The sequence below is a fragment of the Kitasatospora sp. NPDC008050 genome (genome assembly GCF_042957465.1).
In the GTDB taxonomy this organism is placed as follows: Bacteria; Actinomycetota; Actinomycetes; order Streptomycetales; family Streptomycetaceae; genus Kitasatospora.
Map to the genome: position 1 here is coordinate 190,977 of NZ_JBIBIJ010000010.1, position 24,710 is coordinate 215,686.

Annotated in this window: 15 protein-coding genes, 4 tRNA genes and 1 riboswitch; of the genes, 8 read left to right on the forward strand and 11 right to left on the reverse strand. The window is 74.4% G+C overall.

Translation table 11 applies throughout. The features are described from left to right. Nucleotides 1-31: 31 nt before the first annotated feature. The 4 genes from ACFZB9_RS21355 to ACFZB9_RS21370 form a co-directional block, all read right to left on the reverse strand. Nucleotides 32-2,488, reverse strand: a complete 2,457-nt coding sequence (locus ACFZB9_RS21355) for an Ig-like domain-containing protein (RefSeq protein ID WP_391449326.1) — start codon at nt 2,486-2,488, stop codon at nt 32-34. 152 nt (nt 2,489-2,640) lie between these two features. After that, nucleotides 2,641-2,716 (reverse strand) — tRNA-Arg (locus ACFZB9_RS21360). A gap of 129 nt (nt 2,717-2,845) precedes the next feature. After that, nucleotides 2,846-2,918, reverse strand: a tRNA-Arg gene (locus ACFZB9_RS21365). Nucleotides 2,919-3,080: 162 nt separating this feature from the next. After that, a tRNA-Ser gene (locus ACFZB9_RS21370) sits at nt 3,081-3,171 on the reverse strand. Between the two features lie 208 nt (nt 3,172-3,379). Between ACFZB9_RS21370 and ACFZB9_RS21375 the strand changes: the two genes are divergently transcribed. Both ACFZB9_RS21375 and ACFZB9_RS21380 read left to right on the forward strand, forming a co-directional pair. Then, nucleotides 3,380-6,766 (forward strand): PAS domain-containing protein, encoded by a 3,387-nt coding sequence (locus ACFZB9_RS21375; protein ID WP_391449328.1) that lies wholly within the window; start codon nt 3,380-3,382, stop codon nt 6,764-6,766. A gap of 19 nt (nt 6,767-6,785) precedes the next feature. After that, nucleotides 6,786-7,295 (forward strand): GNAT family N-acetyltransferase, encoded by a 510-nt coding sequence (locus tag ACFZB9_RS21380; protein WP_391449330.1) that lies wholly within the window; start codon nt 6,786-6,788, stop codon nt 7,293-7,295. A gap of 31 nt (nt 7,296-7,326) precedes the next feature. Here the strand turns inward: ACFZB9_RS21380 and ACFZB9_RS21385 are convergent, their stop codons facing one another. The 6 genes from ACFZB9_RS21385 to ACFZB9_RS21410 all read right to left on the reverse strand — a co-directional run bounded on the left by ACFZB9_RS21385 (nt 7,327) and on the right by ACFZB9_RS21410 (nt 14,655). Then, nucleotides 7,327-9,003, reverse strand: a complete 1,677-nt coding sequence (locus ACFZB9_RS21385) for a long-chain fatty acid--CoA ligase (RefSeq protein ID WP_391449332.1) — start codon at nt 9,001-9,003, stop codon at nt 7,327-7,329. 389 nt (nt 9,004-9,392) lie between these two features. Next, nucleotides 9,393-10,385, reverse strand: coding sequence for a glycoside hydrolase domain-containing protein (locus tag ACFZB9_RS21390; protein WP_391449334.1), 993 nt, complete (start codon nt 10,383-10,385; stop codon nt 9,393-9,395). A gap of 257 nt (nt 10,386-10,642) precedes the next feature. Next, entirely contained in the window at nt 10,643-10,972 is a 330-nt protein-coding gene (locus ACFZB9_RS21395) for a hypothetical protein (protein ID WP_391449336.1), read from the reverse strand. Nucleotides 10,973-11,252: 280 nt separating this feature from the next. Continuing rightward, nucleotides 11,253-12,629, reverse strand: coding sequence for an FAD-binding oxidoreductase (locus ACFZB9_RS21400; RefSeq protein WP_391449338.1), 1,377 nt, complete (start codon nt 12,627-12,629; stop codon nt 11,253-11,255). A 97-nt stretch (nt 12,630-12,726) separates the two neighbouring features. Continuing rightward, nucleotides 12,727-12,814: transfer RNA gene (locus ACFZB9_RS21405), tRNA-Ser, on the reverse strand. Between the two features lie 62 nt (nt 12,815-12,876). Further along, complete coding sequence (locus ACFZB9_RS21410) at nt 12,877-14,655, reverse strand: trypsin-like peptidase domain-containing protein (RefSeq protein ID WP_391449340.1); 1,779 nt, start codon at nt 14,653-14,655, stop codon at nt 12,877-12,879. A 229-nt stretch (nt 14,656-14,884) separates the two neighbouring features. Further along, nucleotides 14,885-15,033: riboswitch (TPP riboswitch) on the forward strand. Here ACFZB9_RS21410 and ACFZB9_RS21415 point away from each other — a divergent pair. From ACFZB9_RS21415 to ACFZB9_RS21430, 4 genes are all read left to right on the forward strand, one after another. Further along, a complete protein-coding gene (locus ACFZB9_RS21415) occupies nt 15,026-16,402 on the forward strand; it encodes a purine-cytosine permease family protein (RefSeq protein WP_391449342.1) in 1,377 nt (458 codons plus the stop codon). Its footprint overlaps the riboswitch before it by 8 nt. A gap of 95 nt (nt 16,403-16,497) precedes the next feature. Beyond that, the gene (locus ACFZB9_RS21420; RefSeq protein WP_391449344.1) at nt 16,498-17,346 is read left to right on the forward strand and encodes a glycerophosphodiester phosphodiesterase family protein; all 849 of its coding nucleotides are present in this window, start codon (nt 16,498-16,500) and stop codon (nt 17,344-17,346) included. Nucleotides 17,347-17,654: 308 nt separating this feature from the next. Next, the gene (locus ACFZB9_RS21425; RefSeq protein WP_391449346.1) at nt 17,655-18,383 is read left to right on the forward strand and encodes an ATP-binding protein; all 729 of its coding nucleotides are present in this window, start codon (nt 17,655-17,657) and stop codon (nt 18,381-18,383) included. An 81-nt stretch (nt 18,384-18,464) separates the two neighbouring features. Further along, entirely contained in the window at nt 18,465-19,448 is a 984-nt protein-coding gene (locus tag ACFZB9_RS21430; RefSeq protein ID WP_391449348.1) for a DUF5926 family protein, read from the forward strand. A gap of 277 nt (nt 19,449-19,725) precedes the next feature. On the opposite strand, the gene ACFZB9_RS21435 is transcribed toward ACFZB9_RS21430, so the two are convergent. Beyond that, a complete protein-coding gene (locus ACFZB9_RS21435; protein WP_391449350.1) occupies nt 19,726-20,514 on the reverse strand; it encodes a bifunctional DNA primase/polymerase in 789 nt (262 codons plus the stop codon). A 613-nt stretch (nt 20,515-21,127) separates the two neighbouring features. Between ACFZB9_RS21435 and ACFZB9_RS21440 the strand changes: the two genes are divergently transcribed. Continuing rightward, on the forward strand, nt 21,128-22,972 hold the full coding sequence (locus ACFZB9_RS21440) for a PP2C family protein-serine/threonine phosphatase (protein WP_391449351.1): 1,845 nt from the start codon (nt 21,128-21,130) through the stop codon (nt 22,970-22,972). Between the two features lie 210 nt (nt 22,973-23,182). Next, a complete protein-coding gene (locus ACFZB9_RS21445; RefSeq protein ID WP_391449353.1) occupies nt 23,183-24,682 on the forward strand; it encodes an aminopeptidase P family protein in 1,500 nt (499 codons plus the stop codon). Nucleotides 24,683-24,710: the final 28 nt, after the last annotated feature.

The window sequence follows — 24,710 nt, forward strand, 5'->3', positions numbered from 1 at the left end:
GACACGCCGTCGGCCGAGGTCGCGCACCGCATCAGCGGCGCCGGCTGCCCGATCCGCGCGCCAGCATCCGCCTGGTGATCAAGGTCAGCCCGGTGAGGATCAGCAGTACCCCGCAGCTCGCCGCCCGCCAACCGCCGAGCGAGGTGTGCCGGACGACGGGCGCCTCGGCAGCGGGCGGCGGTCCGAGCAGTCGGGTGACCGGGGTGGGAGAGGACGAACCCGCGACCGGGGAGGTGGGGCTGGGCGCAGAAGTCGGAGAGGTCGACTTCTGCGGGGCGGCGACATGCGCGGGGGTGGGGTTGGAGGTGACACTCGCGCTCGGGCTCGGGCTCGGGCTCGCACTCGGGCTGGCACCCAGGCTCGCGCTCGCGCTCGCGCTCGGCGAAGGTTTCCCCGCGACCGCCGCGATCACCACCCGCACCCGCACCGGGTCCCCCGTCGTCGCATTGCCCGCGCGGTCCGTCGCCGTCGGCGTCAGCAGCTGCTCCCCCTCCCGCAGGTCCCGCAGCGCGTGGCAGACCCAGCTCCCGTCCACCGCCGCGACCGCCGAGCAGAGCGCGCCGTCCCGGCCCGCCACCACCGTCACCGTGGCGCCCGGGTCACCCCGGCCCGTCAGGCGCGGGCGGACCAGGTGCAGTTCCTCGCCCGGCCCCGGCGAGGTGATCACCGGCTCGGCCGGCGGCACGGTGCGCACGATCAGCGTGCGCGGGTGCCCGGCCGCGCGGTTGCCCGCCGGGTCCAGCGCGGTGGCCGTCAGCACGTGCGGGCCCTCCGCCAGCTCCTCCACCGGCAGGCAGGACCAGGTCCGGTCCGCCTTCACCGCCGTGCGGCACAGCTCGGTGGCCGGGCTCCCCTCCGTCACGGAGACGGTGCTGCCCGGCCCGCCCGTCCCGGTCAGCAGCAGTTCGGGGTCGTTGGTGTACTCGGGCAGCGTGAACACCGGGGCCGTGGGCGGTGCGGTGCTCACGGTGATCCGCACCGGGTCCCCGGTCCGCAGCACGCCGCCGCTGGTGGTCTCGGCCGGCCGCACGGTGTGCGCGCCCGGGGCGAGCGCACCGGTGGCCCGGCAGCTCCAGCCGCCGTTCTCGTCCACGGTGGCCCGGCAGATCGTCGCCCCGTCCTCCTGGACGGCCACGGTGGCGCCGGGCACACCGCGGTCGCCGCCGAACCGCGGTCGCACCTCGCTGACCGCCGCGCCCGGGAGCGGGCTGGTGATCTCGGGCGTGGCCGCTCCGACCGAGAGCTGGATCGCCTGGTCCTCGACCTCGCCGGCGTCCGCGAAGCCGTCGGCCGCCACCACCTGGGACGGGTCGCGGGCGAGACGCAGCCGCGCCCAGGTGTCGCCGGCGGCCACGTCCGGCGGCACGACCCACTCCAGGGTGGCGCTGGTCGCCCCGGCCTGGACGTCGACCTGGGCCCGCTCGGTGGCATCGAACCGGCCGTCGCGGTCGAAGTCGATCCAGCCGGCCAGCGTCGCACCGCTCGGCCCGGGGCTGACCGGCACCGTCAGGTCGTAGTAGCCGCCGATCGCCGCCTCCTGCGGGAAGTTGATCGCGGGGTCGTTGGCCACGTGGTCGACCCGGCCCGGCTGGAGCTCGGGCGGCAGCGGTTCGAGCCCGCTGCTGCGGCGGGCGGGCCCGGACACGGACGTGGCGCCCAGCGCGTCGCTGCCCAGGAAGAGGTCGGAGACCACGTGCGAGGCGTTGCCGTAGCCGGTCGGCGCGCTGCCCAGCGTCTCGTCCAGGGTGACGGTGAACGCCTGGCGCAGGTCCGGGGGCGCGGTGGTGCTGCCGGGGGCGGCGGTGTCGCGCCGCTCGATCCGCAGGACCGCGGTGTCGAAGGTGCCGTCGAGTTCGAGGCTGCCGGCCGGGTCGGCGCTCGCGTCGCCCGATCCGTCGGCGGTGCCGGGACCGAGCACGCCGCCGCCCACCGTCCAGCCGTCCCAGGGCGAGCGGGCGGTGAGCGCCGGGCCGCCGGGGCTGCCGCCGGTGACGCTCAGCCGCAGGGCGGAGCTGGTCCTCCCGCCCGGTCCGCTCGCCACTCCGGCCAGGCCGCTGATGTGCAGCCGGGGGTTGCGCACCGGGCGGGAGAAGCTGAGCTGCAGCGTGCCGAGGGTGCGCCAGCTGCCGTCCGGCGCGGGGCGGTCCTGGCTGAACCGGACGGTCTCGGCGGCCGCACCGGGGCGGACCCCGTCGGTGTAGGAGGCCGCGGTGCGCTCGTCCAGCCGGCCGGCGGCGGGGTGCGCGGTGACACCGGGGTCGGCGGCGAAATCGAGGTCGACGGTCAGGCCGGAGCGCAGCACCGCGCGCTGGTCCCCCGACCAGGTGTCCGGCGACTGCTGGGCCTGCGATGCGGTCGGCAGCCAGCCGACGGTGAGTCCGAGGGCCAGGGCCGCCGCGACCACCACGGAGCGGTGACGGGCGTTGGGAGCGCTGCGGTGCCGGTGGGGACGGCCGGGGCGGCTGCTCCGTGGCGATCTCGCGGGCATGAGACCCTCCTGTGCACACGATGTGACAAAAAGGAATCACGATCTAACGCCCAGTCACCCCCGCGACTCACGCAGCACCCCCGGAACCACCCGGACAGCCGCAGCCGGCCCACAACGACGAAGGCCCCTCCGAGGAGGGGCCTTCGATCAGGTGGTGCGCTCAGCAGGATTCGAACCTGCAACCTCTTGATCCGTAGTCAAGTGCTCTATCCGTTGAGCTATGAGCGCCCTCAGGGGAATCGGAACTCCCCTGTGGTGTACTCCGACAGCTTACCCGATACCAGGTATCGGCTTGACCATCGCGCACTTCGCAAGCGACGAGGCCCCCTGCCGGAGCCTGGGGCCTCGTCTTCGCGGTGCGCTCAGCAGGATTCGAACCTGCAACCTCTTGATCCGTAGTCAAGTGCTCTATCCGTTGAGCTATGAGCGCTCGCCCTGGCTGCTTGGCCTCCGGGGCGGTGCGGGGACAACATTACATGAACGCCGACCTGGGGTGAAATCGATTGATCCCGGTGGGTTCGGGCAGGCCCCGGGGCGGGAGCCGGAACGACGAGAGCCCCGCCGACCGAAGTCGGCGGGGCTCTCGATCAGGCGGAGGCTGAGGGATTTGAACCCTCGATGGGCTTTAAGACCCAAACCGCATTAGCAGTGCGGCGCCATAGACCGGACTAGGCGAAGCCTCCATCCACCCGGGCCTCATCGTCGCCGATGCGGTCCGCGTGCCAGTGATGATGCCACAGCTCGGGGCTCCGGCACCAACCACCGGTTACGTTACTAGGCAGGTCGTCCTCTCGGCAAAAACAATGGGATACTCCAACCCCCGGGAGGCAGCCCGGTCCGCGAGCGTGAGTCGCGAACCGCAAGTCGTAAGTCGTGAGGAGACCTGTCGACGTGAGCAGCAGGCCGATCCGAGGCGCTGCTCGCCTCGCCGCGATACTCGACGCGCTCCCCGACGCGCTGCTGCTGGTGAACAGCAACGGCACCGTGGTGGACGCGAACCACGCCGCCGTACGGAGCCTGCAGACCCCCGGCACCTCCCTGGTCGGGATGGGCGTGCTCGACCTGCTCCCCGACTTCGATCCGAGCCGGATCCCCGGTTCGATGCGGCCCGCCCCGCGCGACCAGGACGACGCCGACAAGCCGGTGCGGATGACCGCGCGCCGCACCGACGGCAGCACCTTCCCGGTCGAGGTGTCCGGCAACGACTTCGCCAACGAGGACGGCAGCGAGGGCCGCGGCTACGCGTTCGCCCCGGTCGTCCCGTACGACCCGTACCGGGACCGCGGCTCGCGCGGCGCCTCCAGCCCGAGCGACCTGCTGCTGCTCCTGGTCCGCGACCTCTCCAGCCGGCTCGGCGTGGAGGCGGAGCTGCGCCGCCAGCACAAGCAGACCGAGATGATCCTGCGGGCGGCGGCGGAGGGCGTGCTCGGCGTCGATCTGGAGGGCCGGGTCGTGCTGGTCAATCCGGCCGCCGCGCACATCCTGGACTTCCGGGCCAGCGAGCTGGGCGGCCGCGAGCTGCACCCGCTGGTCCAGCACTCGCGCGCGGACGGCACCCCGGTGGCCGCCGACGAGTCCGCGCTGCTCGACACCCTCACCTCGGGCCGCAAGCACCGGGTGCGCGGGGCCACGCTCTGGCGCAAGGACGGCCGCCCGGTCACCGTCGACCTGACGACGGCTCCGGTGCGCGACGGCGACCAGCTGGTCGGCGCGGTGATGACCTTCACCGACCGGACCAGGGAGCTGGCGCTGACCGCACGCGCCGACCACCTGACCGCGGTCCTGGAGACCGAGGTCAGCGGCGCCCTCACGGCGCTGCGCGAGCGGATCGACGCACTGGCCGGCGACCCGGCGGGGCAGCTGTGGCCCGAGGCCAACTGGATGCTGCGCGCCCTGTCCGACGACTGCCGGCGGTTCGGCCTGCTGATCGACGGCGTGCTCACCCACCAGCGCTACGAGCGCGAGGCGGCCGGCGGTGCCGAGACGCGCGAGGGCCGGGAGAACCGGGACGGACGCGACAACCGGGACGCACCCGAGGGCCGGGACGCACGCGAGGACGCGGAGGGGCTCAACCGCGGGCAGACCACGCTCGACAAGCTGGTGTCCGGCGCGGTCGAGTACGCCGGGCAGCTGGTCGGCCCCGGCAAGCTGCGCTTCTCGGTGCACGCCGCCCCCGTGGCGGTGACCGCCGACCACGAGCGGCTGACCCAGGCGCTCGCGCACCTGGTGGCCGACGTGAGCGGCACGGCGCTGAGCGACGGCCCCGGCACCAGCGGCGGGCAGGCCCCGATGGTGGTGCTGGCGGCGGCGCAGCGCGGCGACGTGGCCCGGATCGAGGTGCGCGGCCCCGGGCGGGGCGGCAGCAAGGTCCATGTGCCGATCGCCCGCGGCCTGGTGGAGCGGCACGGCGGGGTGCTCCAGCCGCACGAACTGCCCAACCACGCGGGCACCACCTATGTCGTGGAACTGCCGCTCGACGCGGCGGCGGCGCAGGCCGCGGCCGCGCGCGCGGCGACCAACGGCGGGCGTCAGGTGCCGCGGGAGACGGACACGGCCGTGCTGCCGGACCTGCCGGGCATGGCGGGCGGCCCCGAGCCGGTGGAGCGCCCGACCGGCGCGGCGGGCGGCGGCGAGGGCAAGGCGCGGGCGGGCGCGGGCGCGGGCTCGCCCGGCGGCCAGGGCGGGTCGGCTGACGGCGGGTCATCGGCGCCCCGAGCAGCCGAGCGCGGCCCGATCGCGCTGGGCCCGGGCAGCGACGCCCCGCAGGCCGTCCAGGACCGGTCCATGCCCCAGGAGCAGCCCACCGACCAGAGCGGGCCCGCCGCCCAGGGGCAGCCGTCCCGGCGGCGCCGGGCGCTGCCCGCGCAGGGCACGCCGAGCGAGCAACCGTCGGCCGCGCTCGCTCTGCCGGGGGTGCCCGAGCCCGGCACTCCCCTCTACCCCGGCCTGGAGCACGCGCTGCCGGCCGTGGCCGGCCAGCCGCCGGCCGAACCCGCGCCGCCGGCCGAGCAGCCCACCGGACGCCGCCGCCGGCTCGGCATCCCCGGCACGACGCAGAACCCGCAGCCCGAGGGCGGCCCGTTCGCGCTGGAGTCGGGGCGGTCGGCCGAGCAGCCGCCGTCCGCGGGCGGCGCACTCGCGCTGCCGCAGGCCGCCGCCCCGGTGCCGCCGGTGCCGAGCGCGCCACCGGCCACCGGTGGTGAGCCGGCCGCGCCCCAGCAAGTGCCGGTGGGCAGCGGGCTGGGCGAGCTGGCGCCGCCGCGTCCCTCCGGGTTCGCGAGCGCTTTCCCGGCCGCCTTCCCGACCCAGTCCGGCGAGGTGGCGGTGCCGGCGCAGGCCGAGCCGCGGACCGCGCCACGGGCGATCGCCGAACTGCCCCGGGCGATGGCCGCAGCGCCGTCCCACGGCGAGTCGGCCGGCGGGCCGGACGTCGACAGCAGCCTGCCCCGGCTCTCCGGCGAGGACGACCCGGTCACCGGGCCGGGCGGCGGCGCACCGCGGGTGCCCGAGTACCCGGACTACCCGACCATGGTCAGCCCGGCGGTCGACGGCCGCCCGCGCCGGCTGCTGGTCTGGCCCGAGCCCGACCCGTCCACCAAGCAGGCGCTCCAGGAGCGCGGCTACCGACCGGTGATAGTCCGCTCCCGCGAGGAGGTGGACGCCCAGGTCGCCGCCTACCCGGCCGCGCTCTTCGTGGACCCGCTGACCGGGCCGATCACCCGCACCGCGCTGCAGTCGCTGCGCACCGCCGCGCTCAACAGCCGGGTGCCGGTACTGGTCACCGCCGGCCTCGGCCAGGCCACCCGGGACGCCGCGTACGGCGCCGACCCGGCGGTCCTGCTGCGGGCGCTGGCCCCGCGGGACAGCGAGAACCACGCCGCCCGGGTGCTGCTGGTCGAGAGCGACCCGGACATCGCCGCCGCCCTGACCAGCAGCCTGGAACGGCGCGGGATGCACGTCGAGCACGCGGTCTCGGAGAACGACGCGGTCTCCAAGGCCAGCAGCGTCCAGCCGAACCTGGTGGTGATGGACCTGCTGCAGATCCGCCGCCGCCGGCTCGGGCTGCTCGACTGGCTGCGCGCCAACGACCGTCTGCACCGCACGCCGCTGGTCGTCTACACCTCGGTGGACCTCGATCCGGCCGAGCTGCCGCGGCTGCGCACCGGTGAGACGGTGCTCTTCCTGGCGGAGCGCTCGACCAGCGCGGACGTGCAGGCGCGGATCGTGGACCTGCTCGGACGGATCGGCTCACTGGGCGAGGTCACCACCGCCGGCTGACCGGCGGGAGAATGGCCTGATGATCATCCGACTGGTTCACCCGGACGAACTGACCGCCCTTCAGGAGCTCGAACGCGCCGCCGGGCGCTGCTTCCACGAGGTCGGCATGCCCGAGATCGCCGAGGACGAGCCGCTGCCGCTGGACGAACTCGCCCGCTACCAGCGGGCGGGGCTGGCCTGGGCCGCCGCCGACCCCGCGACCGGGGGACCGGTCGCCTATCTGCTCGCCGAGCAGGTCGACGGCAACCTCCACGTCGAGCAGGTCTCGGTGCACCCCGACCACGCCCGCCGCGGCATCGGGCGTGCGCTGCTGGACCACCTGGCGGCGTCGGCCGCCGCGCAGGGTGCGCCCGCGCTGACCCTGACCACCTTCGCCGAGGTCCCGTGGAACGCGCCGTACTACGCCCGCTGCGGGTTCCTGCCGCTGGCGGAGGCGGCGCTCGGACCCGGGCTGCGGGAGATCCGCGCCCGGGAGGCCGCGCACGGCCTGGACCGGTGGCCGCGGCTGGCGATGCGCCGCGCCCTGTGAGGCCCGGCGCATCACTGACGAACCGTCAGACTCATTCCTTGCCGACCACCGTGACGGTCAACTCACCGGCGGCGTAGGAGGCGCGGATCACCTTCTTGTCGAACTTGCCCACCGAGGTCTTCGGCACCGAGGCCACCAGCGCCCAGCGCTCGGGCAGTTGCCAGGAGGCGACCCGCTCGGCCAGAAAGGCCCGCAGGCCGCGCACGTCGACGGTGGCGTCCGGGCGCAGCACCACGGTGGCCAGCGGGCGCTCGCCCCACTTCTCGTCCGGGACGGCGACCACGGCGGCCTCGGCCACCTCCGGGTGCGCCATCAGGTGGTTCTCCAGCTCCACCGAGGAGATCCACTCGCCGCCGGACTTGATCACGTCCTTGGCCCGGTCGGTGAGGGTGAGGAAGCCGTCGGGGGTGATGGTGCCGACGTCGCCGGTGCGCAGCCAGCCGTCCTCGGTGAACTTGTCCTCGGGGCGCTCGGGTTCACGGCCGGCGCCGCCGTAGTAGGCGTCGGCGATCCAGGGGCCGCGCACCTCCAGTTCGCCGGCCGCGACGCCGTCGTGCGGCATCCGCTCGCCGCCCGGGCCGGTCAGCCGGGCCTGCACGGAGGCCGGGAAGACGCCCTGGGTGACCCGGTAGGCCCACTCCTCGCCCTCGCTCAGGCCGGCCGGCGGCAGGGCGTAGGTGCCCAGCGGTGAGGTCTCGGTCATGCCCCAGGCGTGCACCACCCGGATGCCGTGCCGCTCCTGGAAGGCGTGCATCAGGGCCGGCGGGCAGGCCGAACCGCCGATCACCACCTGCCGCAACGAGGCGGTGTGGTACGGCGTCTGACGGTTGGTCGGATGGTCGAGTTCATCCAGCAGGCCGTTCCAGATGGTCGGCACGGCGGCGCTGACGGTGGGTCGGATCCGGTCGATCATGGTGGCCAGCGGCTGCGGCTGCAGGAAGCGGTCCGGCATCAGCAGGCTCGCGCCGGACATGAAGGCGGCGTGCGGGATGCCCCAGGCGCCGACGTGGAACATCGGGACCACGGGCAGCGCGATGTCCCGCGAGGTGAGGGCGAAGGTGGCCGCCGAGTTGACCTGCAGGCAGTGCAGGTAGATCGAACGGTGGCTGTAGACCACGCCCTTGGGGTCGCCGGTGGTGCCGGAGGTGTAGCAGATCATCGCCGGGCTGCGCTCGTCCAGCTCCTCCTGCCACGGGTACGCGGTGGGGCGGCCCGCGATCAGCTCCTCGTACTCGTGCACCGTGCCGGCGAAGCCCGCCAGCAGTGAGCGGTCGCCCGCGCCGCTGACCACGATGTGCTTGAGGGTGGGCGCCAGCTGCGGCAGCACGCCGGCCAGCAGCGGGAGCACACTGCCGCTGACGATGATCGCGTGGTCGGCGGCGTGGTTGATGATGAAGGCCAACTGCGCTGCCGGGAGCCGCAGGTTGAGGGTGTGCAGCACCGAGCCCATGGCCGGGACGGCGAGGTAGGCCTCCAGGTGGTCGGCGTTGTTCCACATCAGACTCGCGACCAGCCGGTCCGGGGTGACGCCGAGCTCGTCGCGCAGCGCGTAGGCGAGCTGGGCCGCCCGGGCGCCGACCTCGGCGAAGGTCCGCGCCTCGGGCCCGGCCTCGGTCCAGGTGGTCACGGTGGCCCGGCCGTTGATCGTCGCGCCATGGCTCAGGATCCGGGCGACGGTGAGCGGTACGTCCTGCATGGTGCTGAACACGCGGGGTCCTCCTTGACCGGGCTGCCTGGCTGTCGGCCACCGCGCTTGCTACCCACTGGTAGCCGGGTGGCCCGCTGCCGATTCTGGCCCCCGCGCGCGGTGGCTGTCAGCAGCTCCCGGCCGAATGAGACGATCAGCTCAAAAGCCGCGAGTGGCACGCGCGGCACCGGCGCCCGTGGGCGGGTGCCAGTCGAGCATCGGGGCGGCGGCCCGGACCACGGTGGCGTCGGGCAGCAGGCCCCCGAGGGCGAGCAGGGTGTCGCGGGCGGCGACGGCGAGCGGGGCGCTACCTGGGCGCGTTGCTGGGCTGGGCTGAGCTGGGCTGGGCTGGGCTGAGCCGAGCCGAGCCGAGCCGAACCGGGCTGGTGGCGTGCCGAACCGGGTCCGGCTCAGCGTGCCACCAGGGTGTCCAGCTGGTCCCGGTCGATCTCCAGCCGGGCACCGCCGTGGGTCTCCTGGACGGTGCCGTGCTGCTGGTGGGCGCGGCGGTGCCGGGCCCACTGGTCGGCGCCCAGCACCCCGCCGCCGTCGGTGCTGGCGCGGTCGTCCCAGTGGGCGTACCAGACGGCGTCCGGCAGCGGCGCCGCCCCGGCCCGGGCGGCGGCGGCCAGGTCGGTGATGCTGGAGTCGAGGCTGGAGTAGAAGCCGGCGAAGTATCCGGCGGTGTGCAGAGCCTGGGTCCAGCCGAGGGTGAAGTCGACCACCGCCTTGGCACAGCCGGCGTTGCCCGGCGGGTAGGCCTCCAGATCCAGGTAGATCGGCGCGCCCTGGCCGATCCCGATCCGCCGGGCGCCCTTGACCGCCTCGCCCGCCTCCTCCCGCCCCTGCTGGACGGCGTGCGCCGGGTCGATCAGCTGCGGCCGGCTGGGCGGCTGCGACTGCCGGTCACCCGGGGCGGCGCACGGCGCCTGCCGGCCGGCGTGGATGGGCAGCAGCCGCCAGCCGAGCGCCCGGACCTGGCGGACCCAGTCGGCGGTCAGCCGGGGCTGGTCGCAGGCCCGCTGGCGGCCGCTGGAGTAGATGCCGATCGCACCGTAGGGGGAAGCGCCGCGCCAGGCCCGCATGGTGTCCAGCGGCGGGGCGCTGCACGCGTCGAAGCCGCTGCCGGTGAAGACGCCGCGGGTCGGATCGGCCAGCTTGTCCCGGCCGGGATCGGGCAGCACGGTCGGCGGCGGGGGCGGCGCGGCCGGGGCCGCGGCCCGGGTCGGGCCCGGCGGTGCGGCACGGGCCGCGGTGGCGGCTGCCGCCCACCCGGCCGGCGGCAGCCGGCCCGCCACCCCCGCCAGGCCGGGGCGGCCGCCGGGCGCGGCGCTGGTGTCGGTGGCCAGCAGCAGGACGAGGGCGGCGGCCGAGAACGCCGCCGGACGCAGGTAGCGGACCATCCTCCGATCCTGTGCCGCGCCGAGGTCGCCTCGGCCGAGCCGGGGGCGGACGCGCCGGTGCGCGCACCGAAGCCACCCGCTCGGCGCAGCCCGCCGGGCCCTGAGCGACGACATGCCAGTGGGCGGTGCCGTTGCCGACACCGCCCACGAACCGGAGCCCGGTGACCCTTTCCGTCTCCGGCGACGGCCGACTCGCCCACGGATGGCCGACTCGCCCTCGCCCGCCCTCGGTGGGGCGCGCTCACTGGCTCAGTGGCTCACCCGCCGATGGGGGCGAAGTCGATGTGCAGGTTCTTGTTGGACTGATCGGCCAGCACCAGGCCGGAGTTCCCCTTCACGCCAAGGGTGTTGTTCTGGTTCGAGGCGCCGTTGCCGGTTGCCGTCTGCTGGGTGGCGTTGTAGTTGCCGTCGACGCCACCGAAGATGTTGCCGCTGCCCGTGTCGGAGACGACGCTGCTGTTCGAGCCGTCGCCCGAGCCGGCCACGTTGTCGGCGAAGGCGGCGCCGGCGCCGGCCAGCAGCAGGCCTGCGGTGAGTGGTGCTGCGGCCAGTGCGACAACCAGCCGGGCGGTGCGGATGCGAGCCATGGAATCCTCCAGAGAACCCGAAGTGGACTTATTTCTGCGGGAGTTCGCGGCCAGACGAACTCCTGCGGGCTGCGACGCCGAGATCAAGACTCCGCACCCGGGCACCGATCCGCCAGAGTCCACCGGGCAATTCGCTCGATCGCGTGACTCCGGAAAGCTAAACCCGAACCTGGAACGAGCCGATATCAACAGGTCGATCTCGGCCACGCGGGCCGGCAACCAGCGGCGTTCCACGGCTTTCTGAGGCTGCGCCACCCCACCGCGCCACCCCAGGAATGACTCAGAACAGCTTGCCAGGATTGAGGATTCCCAGCGGGTCGAACAATCCTTTCATCTGCTTTTGCAGCTCCAGTCCGACCGGTCCCAATTCCCGGGCCAGCCACTCCCGCTTCAGCAGCCCGACCCCGTGTTCACCGGTGATCGTGCCGCCCAGTTCCAGACCGAGGGCCATGATCTCCTCGAAGGACCTCATCGCCCGCGCCACCTGATCCGGGTCCTTCGCGTCGAAGGCGACGACCGGGTGCGTGTTGCCGTCACCGGCATGGCTCACCACACCGATGGTCAGCCCGCACCCCTCGGCGATCCGGGCCACCCCCGCCAGCATCTCGGCCAGCCGGGAGCGCGGCACCGCCACGTCGTCCACCATCGTGGTGCCCAGGGAGTCCATAGCGGTCAGCGCCAACCGCCTGGCCTGGAGCAGCAGTTCCGACTCGGCCTGGTCCTCGGCCGGCACCGCCTCGGTGGCCCCCGCCGCCCGGCACAGCCGCGCCACCTCCGCCAGCTCACGGGCGCGCTCCGGACCGTCGAAGGCGACCAGCAGCAGCGCCCTGGTGCTCTCCGGCAGCCCCATCCGGCCGAACCGGTTGACCGCCGCGACCACCACCGAGTCCATCAGCTCCATCAGCGAGGGCGTGAACCCGGCCTCGGTCACCGCGTTGACCGCCGCACAGGCCGCCGCCGTGCTCGGGAACTCGGCCGCCAGCGCCAACTGCGGTGCGGGCGCCGGGCGCAGCGCCAGTACCGCGCCGACCACCACGCCCAGGGTTCCCTCGGAGCCCACGAAGAGCCGGGTCAGGTCGTAGCCGGCCACCCCCTTGGCGGTGCGCCGCCCGGTGCGCAGCAGCCGGCCGTCCGCCAGCACCACCTCCAGGCCCAGCACGTACTCGCTGGTCACCCCGTACTTCACGCAGCACAGTCCGCCCGCGCCGGTGCCGATGTTGCCGCCGATGGTGCAGGACTCCCAGCTGGAGGGGTCCGGCGGATAGGCCAGCCCGCGCTCCTCGGCGGCCCGCGAGAGCGCCGCGTTGACCACGCCCGGCTCCACCACGGCGATCCGGTTCACCGGGTCCAGCTCCAGGATCCGGTCCATCTTCACCAGCGACAGCAGGATGCAGCCCGCCACCGCGTTCGCCCCGCCCGACAGCCCCGTCCTGGCCCCCTGCGGGACCACCGGCACCCGCAACTCGCTCGCGGTGCGCAGGACGTGCTGGACCTCCTCGACCGTCCGCGGGAAGACCAGCACCGCCGGCTCGCCCGCCTCGCAGAACCCCGCCATGTCGTGCCGGTAGGCCCCGGTCACCGCCGGATCCACCACCACCGCCCCCTCGGGCAGCCCGGCCACCAACCGGTTCGTCAGCTCACTCACTGTCGCCCCCATCGTCGGCCCCTCTCGTCGGAGAAGCCCAGTGTGACGGATCGTCAGCCGGAAAACCGCCGGCCCCTGACCAGCAGTGCTGGTCAGGGGCCGGTCCACGCGGAGAGCGTGGGATTCGAACCCACGGTGACGGGTCACGCCACGACAGTTTTCAAGACTGTTCCCTTAGGCCGCTCGGGCAGCTCTCCAGGCGGAGGTCAGCCTAACGGGTCCGCGGGGGTTCGGTGCACCTGTTCGGGGTGCGGACGGGTCAGGAGGGCTGGTCGCCGGTGCGGCTGCCCAGGGTGACGGTGGTGTGGCCGGGCTGGCCGTTGCGGGTGTAGTCGACCTGGACCTGCTCGCCGGGGGCGTGCGTCCAGATGGCGCTGACCAGGGCCGGGCCGTTGTCGATGACCTCGTTGTCGAGCTTGGTGATCACGTCGCCGGGCTTCAGGCCGGCCTTGTCGGCCGGGCCGCCCGGGGTGATGGCCGGGGTGCTGCCGACGGGGGCGGTGTTGATCTGCGCGCCGTCGCCGTTGTAGTTGTCGTTGCGCAGCACGCCGAGGGTCGCGTAGACCGGGGTGCCGGTGCTGATCAGCATCTGGGCGACCCGCTTGACCTGGTTGATCGGGATCGCGAAGCCCAGGCCGATGCTGCCGGCCTGGCCGCTGCCGCTGGAGTTGGACTGGATCGCCGAGTTGACCCCGATCACCGCGCCGCTGGCGTTCAGCAGCGGGCCGCCGGAGTTGCCCGGGTTGATCGAGGCGTCGGTCTGCAGCGCGTTCATGTAGGACGTCTGCTGGCCGCTCTCGTCGCCGGAGGCGACCGGGCGGTTCTTGGCGCTGACGATGCCGGAGGTGACGGTGCTCTCCAGGTCGTACGGGGCGCCGATGGCGATGGTGGTGTCACCGACCGCGACCTGGTCGGAGTCGCCCAGCGGGAGCGGGGTGAGCTTCTCGCTCGGCTGGCTGTCCAGCTTGACCACGGCGAGGTCGTAGCCCTTGGCCTGGCCGACCACCGAGGCGGGGTAGCTGGTGCCGTCGGAGAACTTGACGGTCAGCTTGCCGCCGCCCTGCGCCGGGGCGACCACGTGGTTGTTGGTCACGATGTGACCCTCGGTGTCGAAGATCCACCCGGTGCCGGTGCCGGACTCCGAGCTGCCCTCCGCCTTGATGGTGACGACGCTCGGCAGCGCCTTGTTGGCGACCCCGGCCACCGAGTCGGGCGCCCGGTTGAGGGCGGTCTGGTTGGTGCTGCCGCTGACCGTGGTGCTGCTGCGGCTGCTGCCGAAGGAGGAGTTCGAGTCGTTGCCCTTGATCGCGGCACCGGTGATGCCGCCGGCGACGCCGGCCACCAGCGCGACCGCGGCGATCAGCGCGACCAGGCCGCCCTTGCCCTTCTTGCGCGGCGCCGGCGGGGTGCCGAAGGCGCCCGGGTACTCGCCGGGGAACTCCTGACCGCCGGGATAACCGGGGCCGCCGGGGTAACCGGGGCCGCCCGGGTAGCCGGGGGCGGCGGCCGGGGTCGACCAGGTGTCACCGAGCGGGGTGCCGGCGCCGAACGGGTGGTGCTCGCCCTGCGGGGCCGGGCCCGCCGGGACACCGGGGGTGATCGGAGCGCCGCCCGCCACCGGGGTGGCGGGCGGGGCGGCGTAGGGGTTGACCGGCGGCTCCATGGCACTGGCCACCGGGGCCGGCGGCGCCGGGGGCGGGGTGTCCGGGTAGGAGGCGGCGGGCACGGTGGGCGGCGGGGCGTCCAGGTAGGAGGGCGCCGCGGGGCGGGCCTCGGTCTCGGCGCCGGTCCGCGCGTCGCCGGGGGCCTCGGCCGGGGCCGCCGCGCGCGGGTCGACCGGCTTCTCGGCCGGCGCCTCGGGCGCGGGCACCTTGGTGAACGCCAGGGTCGGCTGTGCCTTCACCACCGGCTCGCTCACCACCGGCTCGCTCACCGTCGGCGTGTCACCGACCGCCGGAGTGCCCCCCGGCTCGCCGTGGCCGCTGGAGAGGTGCTCCCCCTGCGGCCCGGTGGAACCACTCTCGTGCTCGGTGCTCACGGACGACCTCCATCGCTGACAAGGACCTTGGCCCTAGTTTTTCCTATGCCCGATCTGGTTGCCGTAAGGGACCGCCTGAAGAACCGATAAGAATCCTTAGACAGACCGAACAGCCCCCGTTCGCCCACCCCCGCCGGCCGCCCGGCAGCCCCGGCGGCATCCCGCGATGCGGACAGCGCTTTGCCCCACCTTGGCGTAATCCAAGCACCGGGCTACCCTGTCGCATCTGTTAACGACACGCGGGAGCTTGGACCCACCAGGCTGAGAGTGCGCTGGTCGACCGTACGCCATGGCGATGACGCCCAGGTGGTCGAGGGAGCGCTGACCGCCGGAACCTGACCGGGTAATGCCGGCGTAGGGAGTATCGGCCATGACGGCTGCCTCGCCTTCCCCTTCCCCCATCGCGGTGCTGGAGCCCTCGGCCACCGGCCGCGCCGAGGCGCCGCTGGTGCTGGACACCGCGCCCCCGCGCACCCTGGGATTCCGCGACCAGTTCGCGCTCTGGGCCAACCTCGGGATCAGCCTGATCGGCTTCACCAGCGCCGCGACCGTGCTCGGCCAGCCCGGCAGCGAGCTCTCCTTCACCGCCGCGACGGTGGCGATCGTGGCCGGCACGGTGATCGGCACCGCGATGCTCGGGGTGGCGGCGCTGATCGGCGCGCGCACCGGAGCCCCGGCGATGGCGGTGCTGCGCGGCCTGTTCGGCACCCGGCTGTCGTACCTGCCGACCGTGCTGAACATCCTGCAGTGCCTGGGCTGGGGCGTGTACGAGCTGATCGTGATCGCCTGGGGCGCCCAGACGGTGGCCGGCACCCAGGGCTGGCGCTGGCTCTTCGTGCTGCTCGCCGGGGCGCTGACCACCGCGCTCACCATCTGGCCGCTGGGCTCGATCGCGGCGCTGCGCAAGTACGTGGCGATCGCGGTGGGCATCACGATGGTCTACTTCACGGTCCAGCTGGGCCGGCAGGGCTGGCCGAACCCCGGGGCCGGCAACTGGCACGGTTTCCTGAAGGCGACCGACGCGATCATCGCCGTCTCGATCTCCTTCGTGCCGCTGGCCGCCGACTACACCCGCCACTCGCGCACCGGGCGGGCCTCGTTCTGGGGGACCTTCTCCGGCTACACGGTGGCCCAGGTCTGGTGCTACCTGCTCGGCCTGATCGCGCTGCTCCAGTCGCACGGCAACGCCGACAATCTGCTCGACTCCTTCGCCGGGGTGGCGGCCGGCTGGGCCTTCCTGCTGGTGCTGGTGCTGCGCGAGGCGGACCAGTCCTTCGCCAACGTCTACTCGACCGCGATGTCGGTCCACAATCTCTTCCCACGGGTGGACCGGCGGGTGCTGACCGGCGGCATCGGCCTGCTGGTGACGGCGCTCGCGCTGCAGATCAAGGAGTTCACCGACTCCTACTACGCCTTCCTCGGGCTGATCGGCTCGGTCTTCGTGCCGCTGCTCGCGGTGCTCGCCGTGGACTTCTTCCTCGGCCGCGGGCGGCAGGGCTGGGACCTGGGCCAGCAGGCCCCGGCCCGGCCGCTGATGCTGCTGCCGTGGGCGCTGGGCTTCGCCGTCTACCAGTTCCTCGCGCCGACCGCGGTGGCCGGCTGGTGGACCGGCTTCTGGACCGGCCTGCAGTCCGCGGTGCACTTCACGCCGCAGCAGTGGTCCTCGGCCTCGCTCCTCTCCTTCCTGTGCGCGGGGCTGGCCACGCTCGCGGTGATCCGGCTGCCCTGGCTCGCCGAGCGCGCCTGAGGCCCGGCGGCTCGGTGCCGGGCCGCTGACCTGCGGAACCCGGCGTTCGGGTGGTCGACGCGTCCGCGTCATCCGGGCGCTCTAGGGTTGAACCCGTGACGACTCTCGACCTCTCCTCCACCGGCCCCGGACGCGACGCGCGCACGGTCCAGGTGGTCGCCCACCGCGGCTCCTCGGCGGCGCTGCCCGAGCACACCCTGGCCGCCTACCGACGGGCACTGGCCGAGGGGGCGGACGCGGTCGAGTGCGACGTGCGGCTGACCGCCGACCGGCAGCTGGTCTGCGTCCACGACCGGACCATCGCCCGGGTCTCGGACGGCGGCCGCCGGGTGGTCTCCACGCTCACCCTGGCACAGCTGGAGGCCTACGACTTCGGCTCCTGGAAGCCGGGCGGCACCGAGGCCGAGCGGGCGGACCCGGAACGGCGCCCGGTGCTGCGCCTGTCCGGCCTGCTGGAGCTGGTGGCCGACTGCGGGCGCCGGGTGGACCTGGCGATCGAGACCAAGCACCCGGTGCGCTACCGGGGCGCGGTCGAGCACGAGCTGCTGCGGATGCTGGACCGGTACGGGATCGGCGGGGCGGCCGGGGCCGACCAGGGCGACGGGGAGCGGCCGCACGCCCGGCTGATGAGCTTCTCCGGGCGGGCGCTGGGCCGGCTGCGCGCTGCCGGGCCGGCCTTCCCCCGGGTCTTCCTCTTCGAGCACGCGGCCGCGCTGCGGCTGTGGCCGGGCAAGGGGCTGCCCGGCGGCGCCGTGACAGCCGGGCCCGGGATCGAGCTGGTGCGACGCCGCCCCGAGCTGGTGACCGAGCTGCGGGCGGCTGGGCACCGGGTGCACGTCTGGACGGTGGACCGGCCCGAGGACGTGGCGCTCTGCCTGGAGCTCGGGGTCGAGGCGATCATCACCAACCGGCCGCGGGACGTACTGGACCAGTTGGGCCGCTGAGACGGGTCCATCGGAGGGGGTCGGCCGGGGGGGCGGCGGCCCAGGGCGGACCGGGGCGCTCGTGGCAACCCGCGCGGAGTGGTCCGGTTGGCGTACGCGGGCGTGCGCGGCAGGTGGCGCGATGGGCCCGGCGGACGGAATCCACTCCCTCGATTGACGCAGCGTAAGCAGCTAATCACCTTTTGCGCACAGTGTGTTGCGGCACCTTCCACAACTTCACAATTGACGGACCGCGAGCGACCGAACCCGTTTCCGGTGCATTCCGTCGGGGCATCCATCCCTCGGCAAACGCTGAAGGAGGTCCGGGGGTGGCGTTGATGGTGGCGCGTGAAGTGCCGACTTCATCAACTATGGCGGTGCCGCACGGCCCGGCCAGTGTCGGGGCTGCCCGGCGCAGGCTGCGGCGTGACCTGGGCGACCGTAAGGTCCCCGCTGCCGTCATCGACGACGCGGTTCTGATCCTTTCCGAACTGCTCAGCAATTCCTGCCGCTATGCGCGGCCGCTTGCGCCATTGCTCGATCTCGCCGGGGGGGCGAGCGAGGAATTCCGACTTCACGGTGCCGATATGCCGAAGGCCGCGGCCCGTGCGGAAAGCGCGGATGCCGCAGCGGAGGCCGCAGCGCTGGAAGTGCTGCTGGTCAGCGCCGGGTCGCACCGGCATGCACGGGCGGCGCGCGAGCCGGGTTCCACGCTCTCGTCCAGCGCCCCGGCGGCCGGTGCCGGCCCCGTGGGCGCGGCGGCGGATCCGCCTGCCGGGCACGGCGGTGCGGCGGGGCAGCCGGCGGATCCGGCCGGCGGGGTGCTGGTGCGCTGGCAGATGCACAACGACGGTCTGCTGACCCTGGAGGTCACCGACGGCGGCGCCACCACCCGGCCGCTGCCGGCCAGCCCCTCGCTGACCGCCAAGGGCGGGCGCGGCCTGAGCATCGTCGGCCAGCTGGCCGCCGACTGGGGTGTGCGGGACGCGCCGGGCGAGGTGACCGTCTGGGCCGCGCTGCCGGCCCGCGCGGAGCAGCCGGTGCGCCGCTCGGCCTGAGCGGTTCTCAGGGGCCCAGCCGAATCTCAGTAGGCTGCCCGGGAGTATTTCCGTGCCCACCACTCCCGGGAGAGCCGCACCATGGCCAAGAAGGCCGCCAAGAAGTCGTCCCAGCCGAGCCGCAGCACCGCCACCACGGGCAGCGTCCCCGTCGTCGGCGCCCGCGAGGACTGCCCCTGCGGGTCGGGCCGCCGCTACAAGGCCTGTCACGGCCGGCAGGCCGCGCACGCCGTCCAGGAGCTGGTGCACCGCCCGTTCGAGGGACTGCCGGGCGAGGCCGACTGGGTGGCGCTGCGTGAGCTGGTTCCCGCCGCGACCGTGCCGCTGACGCTGATCGCCGGCCTGGCCGACGAGGCCGACGGTGACGTGCCGTCGGTCACCCTGGCCACCGTGCTGCCGCTGGCCTGGCCCGCCCTGCGCCGTCCGGACGGGTCGATCCTGCTCGGCCTGCAGACCCAGTCCTCCTCGGGCGACCTGAGCCGCGACCTCGCCGACGCGCTGACCCAGGCCCTGATCACCGAGCCCGGCAGCCCGGTGCCGACCCGCCGCGCGGCCGCCGACGGCCCGCGCCTGCAGGACCTGCTGGACCTCACCGCCCCCTTCACGCCCGCCGTGCACGAGGGCTTCGAGTTCTGGCTGGAGGACGCCGAGTCCGCCACCGGCGAGGTCGCCGCCTCGCTGGAGCGCGCCAACGCCTCGGCGATCCCGACCGAGAAGCTGGCCGGGGTGGACAGCGCCTACTGGTGCGGCACCCCGGACAAGAACCACCTGCGCTGGGTCATGACGGTGCCCGAGGAGCAGCTGCTCGACGCGCTGGCCCGGCTGGCCGCCATCGGCGAGGCCTCGATCGGCGAGGGCACCAAGCTGGTCGGCTCGTTCCGCGCGCACGGCCTGACCGTGCCGGTCTGGGACCTGCCGCTGGAGATGTCGGCGGCCGACTGCGAGAAGCCGGCGGCAGCGTTCGCGGAGCGCCTGGCGGGCGCACTCGGTTCCAGTGCGCCCCTGAGCGCGGAGGAGCGCCGGGCGCGCGCGAACCTGGTGAGCCGTCAGGTCACGCTGAACTGACCGAAGATGGCGCATCGTGATCGTTTCTGATCGCGGAAGCGTGACTCCGGTCACATCTGGGTCCGAAAACCCGGAAATACTGGGTCCGACCCGCGGAGGAAATTGGCCAAGGCGCGAATCCTTGTTACTGTTTAAAGCAGTCCGGCCGCTGGTGCATCCCCCGTCGCCAGCGGCCGGATCTTCCATTTGGCCAGCGGTGCCCTCCTCCCGCCGGCCCCCTGCCTGTTGACCAGCCCGTTGCTCGGCCTTTGACGCCGCCCGGTCGGCCCCTCCCCGCTCAGTACGCGAGTCTGCTGCCGTCCGGCTCCGCCGATCCCGCCGCCACCAAGGCCTCCAGCAGCCCCGCCACCGGCGGCAGCCAGACCCCGCCACCCGGCGCCGGCAGCGGCCGCCGCACCCATCGCATCGCCGCGCCCTGGCCACCAACCCGCGAGGGCGGCAGCACCAGGAACCCGCCCGGCCCGTGGTACCGCACCGAGCTGGGCACCGCGCCGGGGCCGCCACCGGGCCGCAGCGTCCGCTCCTGGTCCACCAGCAGCTCCGCCAACTCCGGGTAGGCGTACGGCGCGACGAGCAGTGCCCAGCGGGTCGGCGAGGCCAGCACCGGCCCCGGGGTCAGCCGCAGCGCGTCCAGGTACGCCAGCAGCCGCTGGCCCGCCGCGGCCGGCAGGCTGACCGCCGCCACCGCGCTGCCGGTCGCCACCAGGACCGGTGCCTGCGGGCTGTGCCGCTCCCACCACCAGCGCACCATCGTGGCGTCGGTGGTGGCCGCCAGCAGCGAGTGGTCGTGCGGGTGCGCGGCGGGGACCGGGCAGTGCGGGTCGGCGCAGGAGCAGATCGCGACCGGCCCGGCCGAGGCGATCCCGGGAGCGCCCAGCCCGGCGGCCTCCAGTCCGGGTGCGTCCAGCCCGGCGGGGCGCAGCCCACCGGGCGCGGCGGCCCGCTCCACCAGGACCGCCCCCGGCAGCACCGGCCAGCGCCATCGCTCCGCGCAGGTCAACGCCGCCTGGAGCAGCGCCTGTCGGGTTCTGCGGTGCCTTGCGGACAACTCCCGCGACTCACGCATGCGCACTCGTTCCTCTCCGCGACGGGGGTGGATCACCGGGGTGGATCACAAGCGGGTGGATCACAACCGATGGGGCGCACGACCGACTTGGCTCGCGCCGGGTCTGCTCACGATCGACCGATCGCGCGGCCGACAGACTCACGACCGACGGGATTCACGGCCGACTTGGCTCAAAACCTTGACACGGCCCGGGGAGCCGCAGGGTGTGCTCGGCGTCCTGTGCGACGGACGCCGATCCGGGCAGCCCTCGGACGCGTCCTTGGAACGAGAATCCCTCATGCGACCAGATGGACGTCCTTGCGAGCCCTCTGGTTCCACCGTACGAGTGAGTGACTTGGGGTCAGCACGGCTGCCGGGCGGGGGGATCCCTACGCTCCGGGCAGGGTCCGGCAGCCTCTGGTCAGCTTCTGCCCGCTGACCGTGCCCGCCACGCCCGGTGTTTCGGAGCGCGGGCGCGCACACGGGGCGCGGGGCGCGGCGCGGAACCAGCCACCCGGCTGGGCTCCGATCCTGGACACGCCCCGACCGTCCTGTGTAGAAGTGGGGCATTGGAGTGGGTTGGCAGGCCTTTGTACGGATGTACGGGGTACGCCTCAGCGCTGGGAGTCGCGGCATGGGTGACAAGCGTCCGACCGGCGCGGCCGGCCCGAGCGGAGGCGTGAGCGGAGTCGCGGCGTCCGGGATCGGCAACGGGGCCGGTCATGGCGGCGGTGGCGGCGTGGCCGGTGTGGCCGGCGCAGCCGGCACGAAGCAGAGCGGGAGCGCGCCGGAGCCGGCCGAGAGCGCCGCAGGCGCCGAGGGGCCGCAACCGACGAGCCGGCGGCTGGCCGCCCTGCTCGACCTGCCGGGGCTCCCCGCGCCCCAGCCCCAGACCGTGCACGGCGGCGAACCGCCGTACGGGCGTTACGAGTCGCAGGGCATGCCGGGCCGCGAGCCGGAGGGCGGCCCGGACGAGGAGCCGGCGCGGCGGCTGGACCTGCTCCCCGCACCGGAGCGGCTGGCGGCCCTGGACCTGCTGCACCGGCACACCGAGCGCCTGGCCCGGGCCCGTGGCCTGGCCGCCACCCTGACCACCCTGCTCGACTCCGGCGCCGAACTGCTCGGCGCGGACCGCGCGCTGCTCGTCCCGGTGGCCCGGGAGGGTACCGAGAGCCACCCGCCGCTCGATCCGGCCACCGGCGCGGGACCGGCCGACACGAGCCTGGTCGGCACGGGCCTGGTCGGCACGGGCCTGGTCGGCACGGGACCGGCCGACACGGGCCTGCCCGGCGGCGGGGGCCCGGTCGAGCCGGCCGGCGCCGTCCACGGCCTGGTCGGCGCCGGCTGGCAGGACCACGCGGGCCACGGTCCGATGGTCGGCCTGCGGCTGGACCACGCCGCGATCGGCGCGCTGGAGACGGTGCCCGTCGAGCACGGCCCGTTCGCCGGCCTGCTGCGCTCCACCGGCCGGCCGCGCCAGCTGCTGCACGCCGATCTGGCCACCGAGCCGGGCCTGGTCCCCCGGTTCCGCGAGGTGGCCGCCGGCCTGGGCCTGGCCGCCTGCTTCGCGCTGCCGTTGGCCACCGAGGCGGAGGGACCGCTCGCCGCCGCCGTCTGGTTCTACCCGAAGCCCTGTCAACCCACTGAACTGCAACAGGAGTTGGCTCGCCGCTTCACCGCCTTCGCGGCCCCGCTGCTGGCCGGCCGGCTGGCCGCCGAGCGCGGCCGGCGGGCCACCGAGGCGCTGCGCCGCGGCCTGCTCCCCGACCACCTGCCCTACCTGCCCGGACTGCGGCTGGCCGTGCGCTGGCTGCCGGCCGGGCTCGACCACTCGGCGGGCAGCGACTGGTACGACGCCATCACGCTGCCGGACGGCTCGCTCGGGCTGACCGTCGGCTCGGTCTCCGGCGACGGCCCGGGCGCCGGACCGGCCTCGGCCACCGCCGCGGCCAGCGCGATGGGCCGGATCCGGGCCGCGCTGCGTGCCTACGCCGTGCTGGAGGGCGAGGATCCGGTCTCGGTCCTCGGCGACCTGGAGCTGCTGCTCAAGACCACCGAGCCGGCCCGCACCGCCACCGCCGTCTACGCCTGCCTGGACCCGCAGGAGCGCCGGATCACCCTGGCCGGCGCCGGGCACTGCCCCCCGGTGCTGGTGACCCGCTACGGCGCCAACTTCGTCGAGACCTCGCTCTCCGCCCCGCTCGGCATGCTCAGCTGCTGGGAGGCCCCGGGTGTGGAGCTGAACGTCGAGCGCGGCGACCTGCTGCTGCTCTACACCGAGGGCCTGGCCCGCCGCCTGGGCCCCACCCTGCACGCCGGCCAGGCCCGCCTGCGCAAGGCCGCCGCCGACGCGCCGCGCGAGCTGCGGCACGACCCCGAGGCACTCTGCGCCCACCTGCTGGGCCACTGCCTGGGCGCGGCGCCCGAGGCGGTGGAGGCGACCGACGACCTGGTGCTGCTCGCGGCCCGGTTCGACTAGGGCCTGTCCGACGACCGGCCTCAGGCCCGGCCGGCAGGCTCCAGGGCCCGCGGGAGCCGGGATGTGGCCTGAGCAGGCCGTTCGGGAGGGCCCCGCGCCCCTCCCGAACAGGTGATCGGCGGCTCGTCCGTACCATGGGTGCCACAGCTGCCCGGCACCTGTCGCGATCCGACGGGTGAGGGGCGGACGACTCGCAAGGAGGCGACGCAGGTGACCGAGGACCGTACTCCGGCAGTGGCGGACAACCCCGAGGGGGCCGGTGCCGACGAGGAGACGGCAGACCAGCCGATCAAGGGCCGCAAGAACGGCCTGTACGGCGAGGTGTCGGACGAGCTCGCGGCGTCGATGAAGACGGGCTGGGCCGACACCGAGCTGCGCGACCTGGCCCCGATCGCCCAGGCCCCCTACGCCGCCGCCCGGCGGGCCGCGCTCTCGGCCGCCTTCCCCGGCCAGCGCCTGGTGATCCCGGCCGGCAACCTGCGGACCCGGGCCAACGACACCGAGTACTCCTTCCGCGCCGCCAGCGAGTACGTGCACCTCACCGGCGACCAGACCCAGGACGCCGTGCTGGTCTTCGAGCCGCGCGCCGAGGGCGGCCACGACCAGGCCCTCTACCTGCTGCCGCGGTCCGACCGGGAGAACGGCGAGTTCTGGCTGGACGGCCAGGGCGAGCTGTGGGTCGGCCGCCGCCACAGCCTGGCCGAGGGCGGGCAGCTGCTCGGCCTGGCCACCCGGGACGTGCGCAAGGCCGCCGAGGAGCTGGCCGCCGCCGACACCTCGGTGCCCACCCGGATCGTGCGCGGCTACGACGCCGGCCTGGAGGCCGCCCTCGCCACCACCGAGGAGGGCGACGACGAGCTGAAGGTCTTCCTGAGCGGCCTGCGCCTGGTCAAGGACGCCTGGGAGATCGACCAGCTGCGCGCCGCCTGCGCCGCCACGGTCAACGGGTTCACCGATGTGGTGCGGGAGCTGAGCCAGGCCGTGGCGACCTCCGAGCGCTGGATCGAGGGCACCTTCTGGCGCCGCGCCCGGGTCGAGGGCAACGACGTGGGCTACGGCTCGATCGCCGCCGCCGGCCCGCACGCCACCACCCTGCACTGGGTGCGCAACGACGGCGATGTCCGCCCCGGCGAACTGCTGCTGCTCGACGCCGGCGTGGAGACCAGCACCCTCTACACCGCCGACGTCACCCGCACGCTGCCGATCAACGGGACGTTCAACCCGCTGCAGCGCAAGATCTACGACGCCGTGTACGCCGCCCAGGAGGCCGGCATCGCGGCGGTCAAGCCGGGCGGCCTGTTCCGCGACTTCCATGACGCCGCCCAGCGCGTGCTGGCCGAGCACCTGCTCGCCTGGGGCCTGCTGGATGCCTCGGTCCACGACGTCGACAAGGTCCTGGAGCTCGGCCTGCAGCGCCGCTGGACCCTGCACGGCACCGGCCACATGCTCGGCCTGGACGTGCACGACTGCGCCCACGCCCGCCGCGAGGCCTACGTCGACGCGACGCTGGAGCCGGGCATGTGCCTGACCGTGGAGCCCGGCCTCTACTTCCAGCAGGACGACCTCACGGTGCCCGAGGAGTACCGCGGGATCGGCGTGCGGATCGAGGACGACATCCTGGTGACCGCCGACGGCAACGAGAACCTCTCGGCCGGTCTGCCGCGCACGGCGGCCGAGGTGGAGGCCTGGATGGCCGAGCTGGCGGGCTGACGGCCCGAGCGGCGCTGGTGCCCGGCCC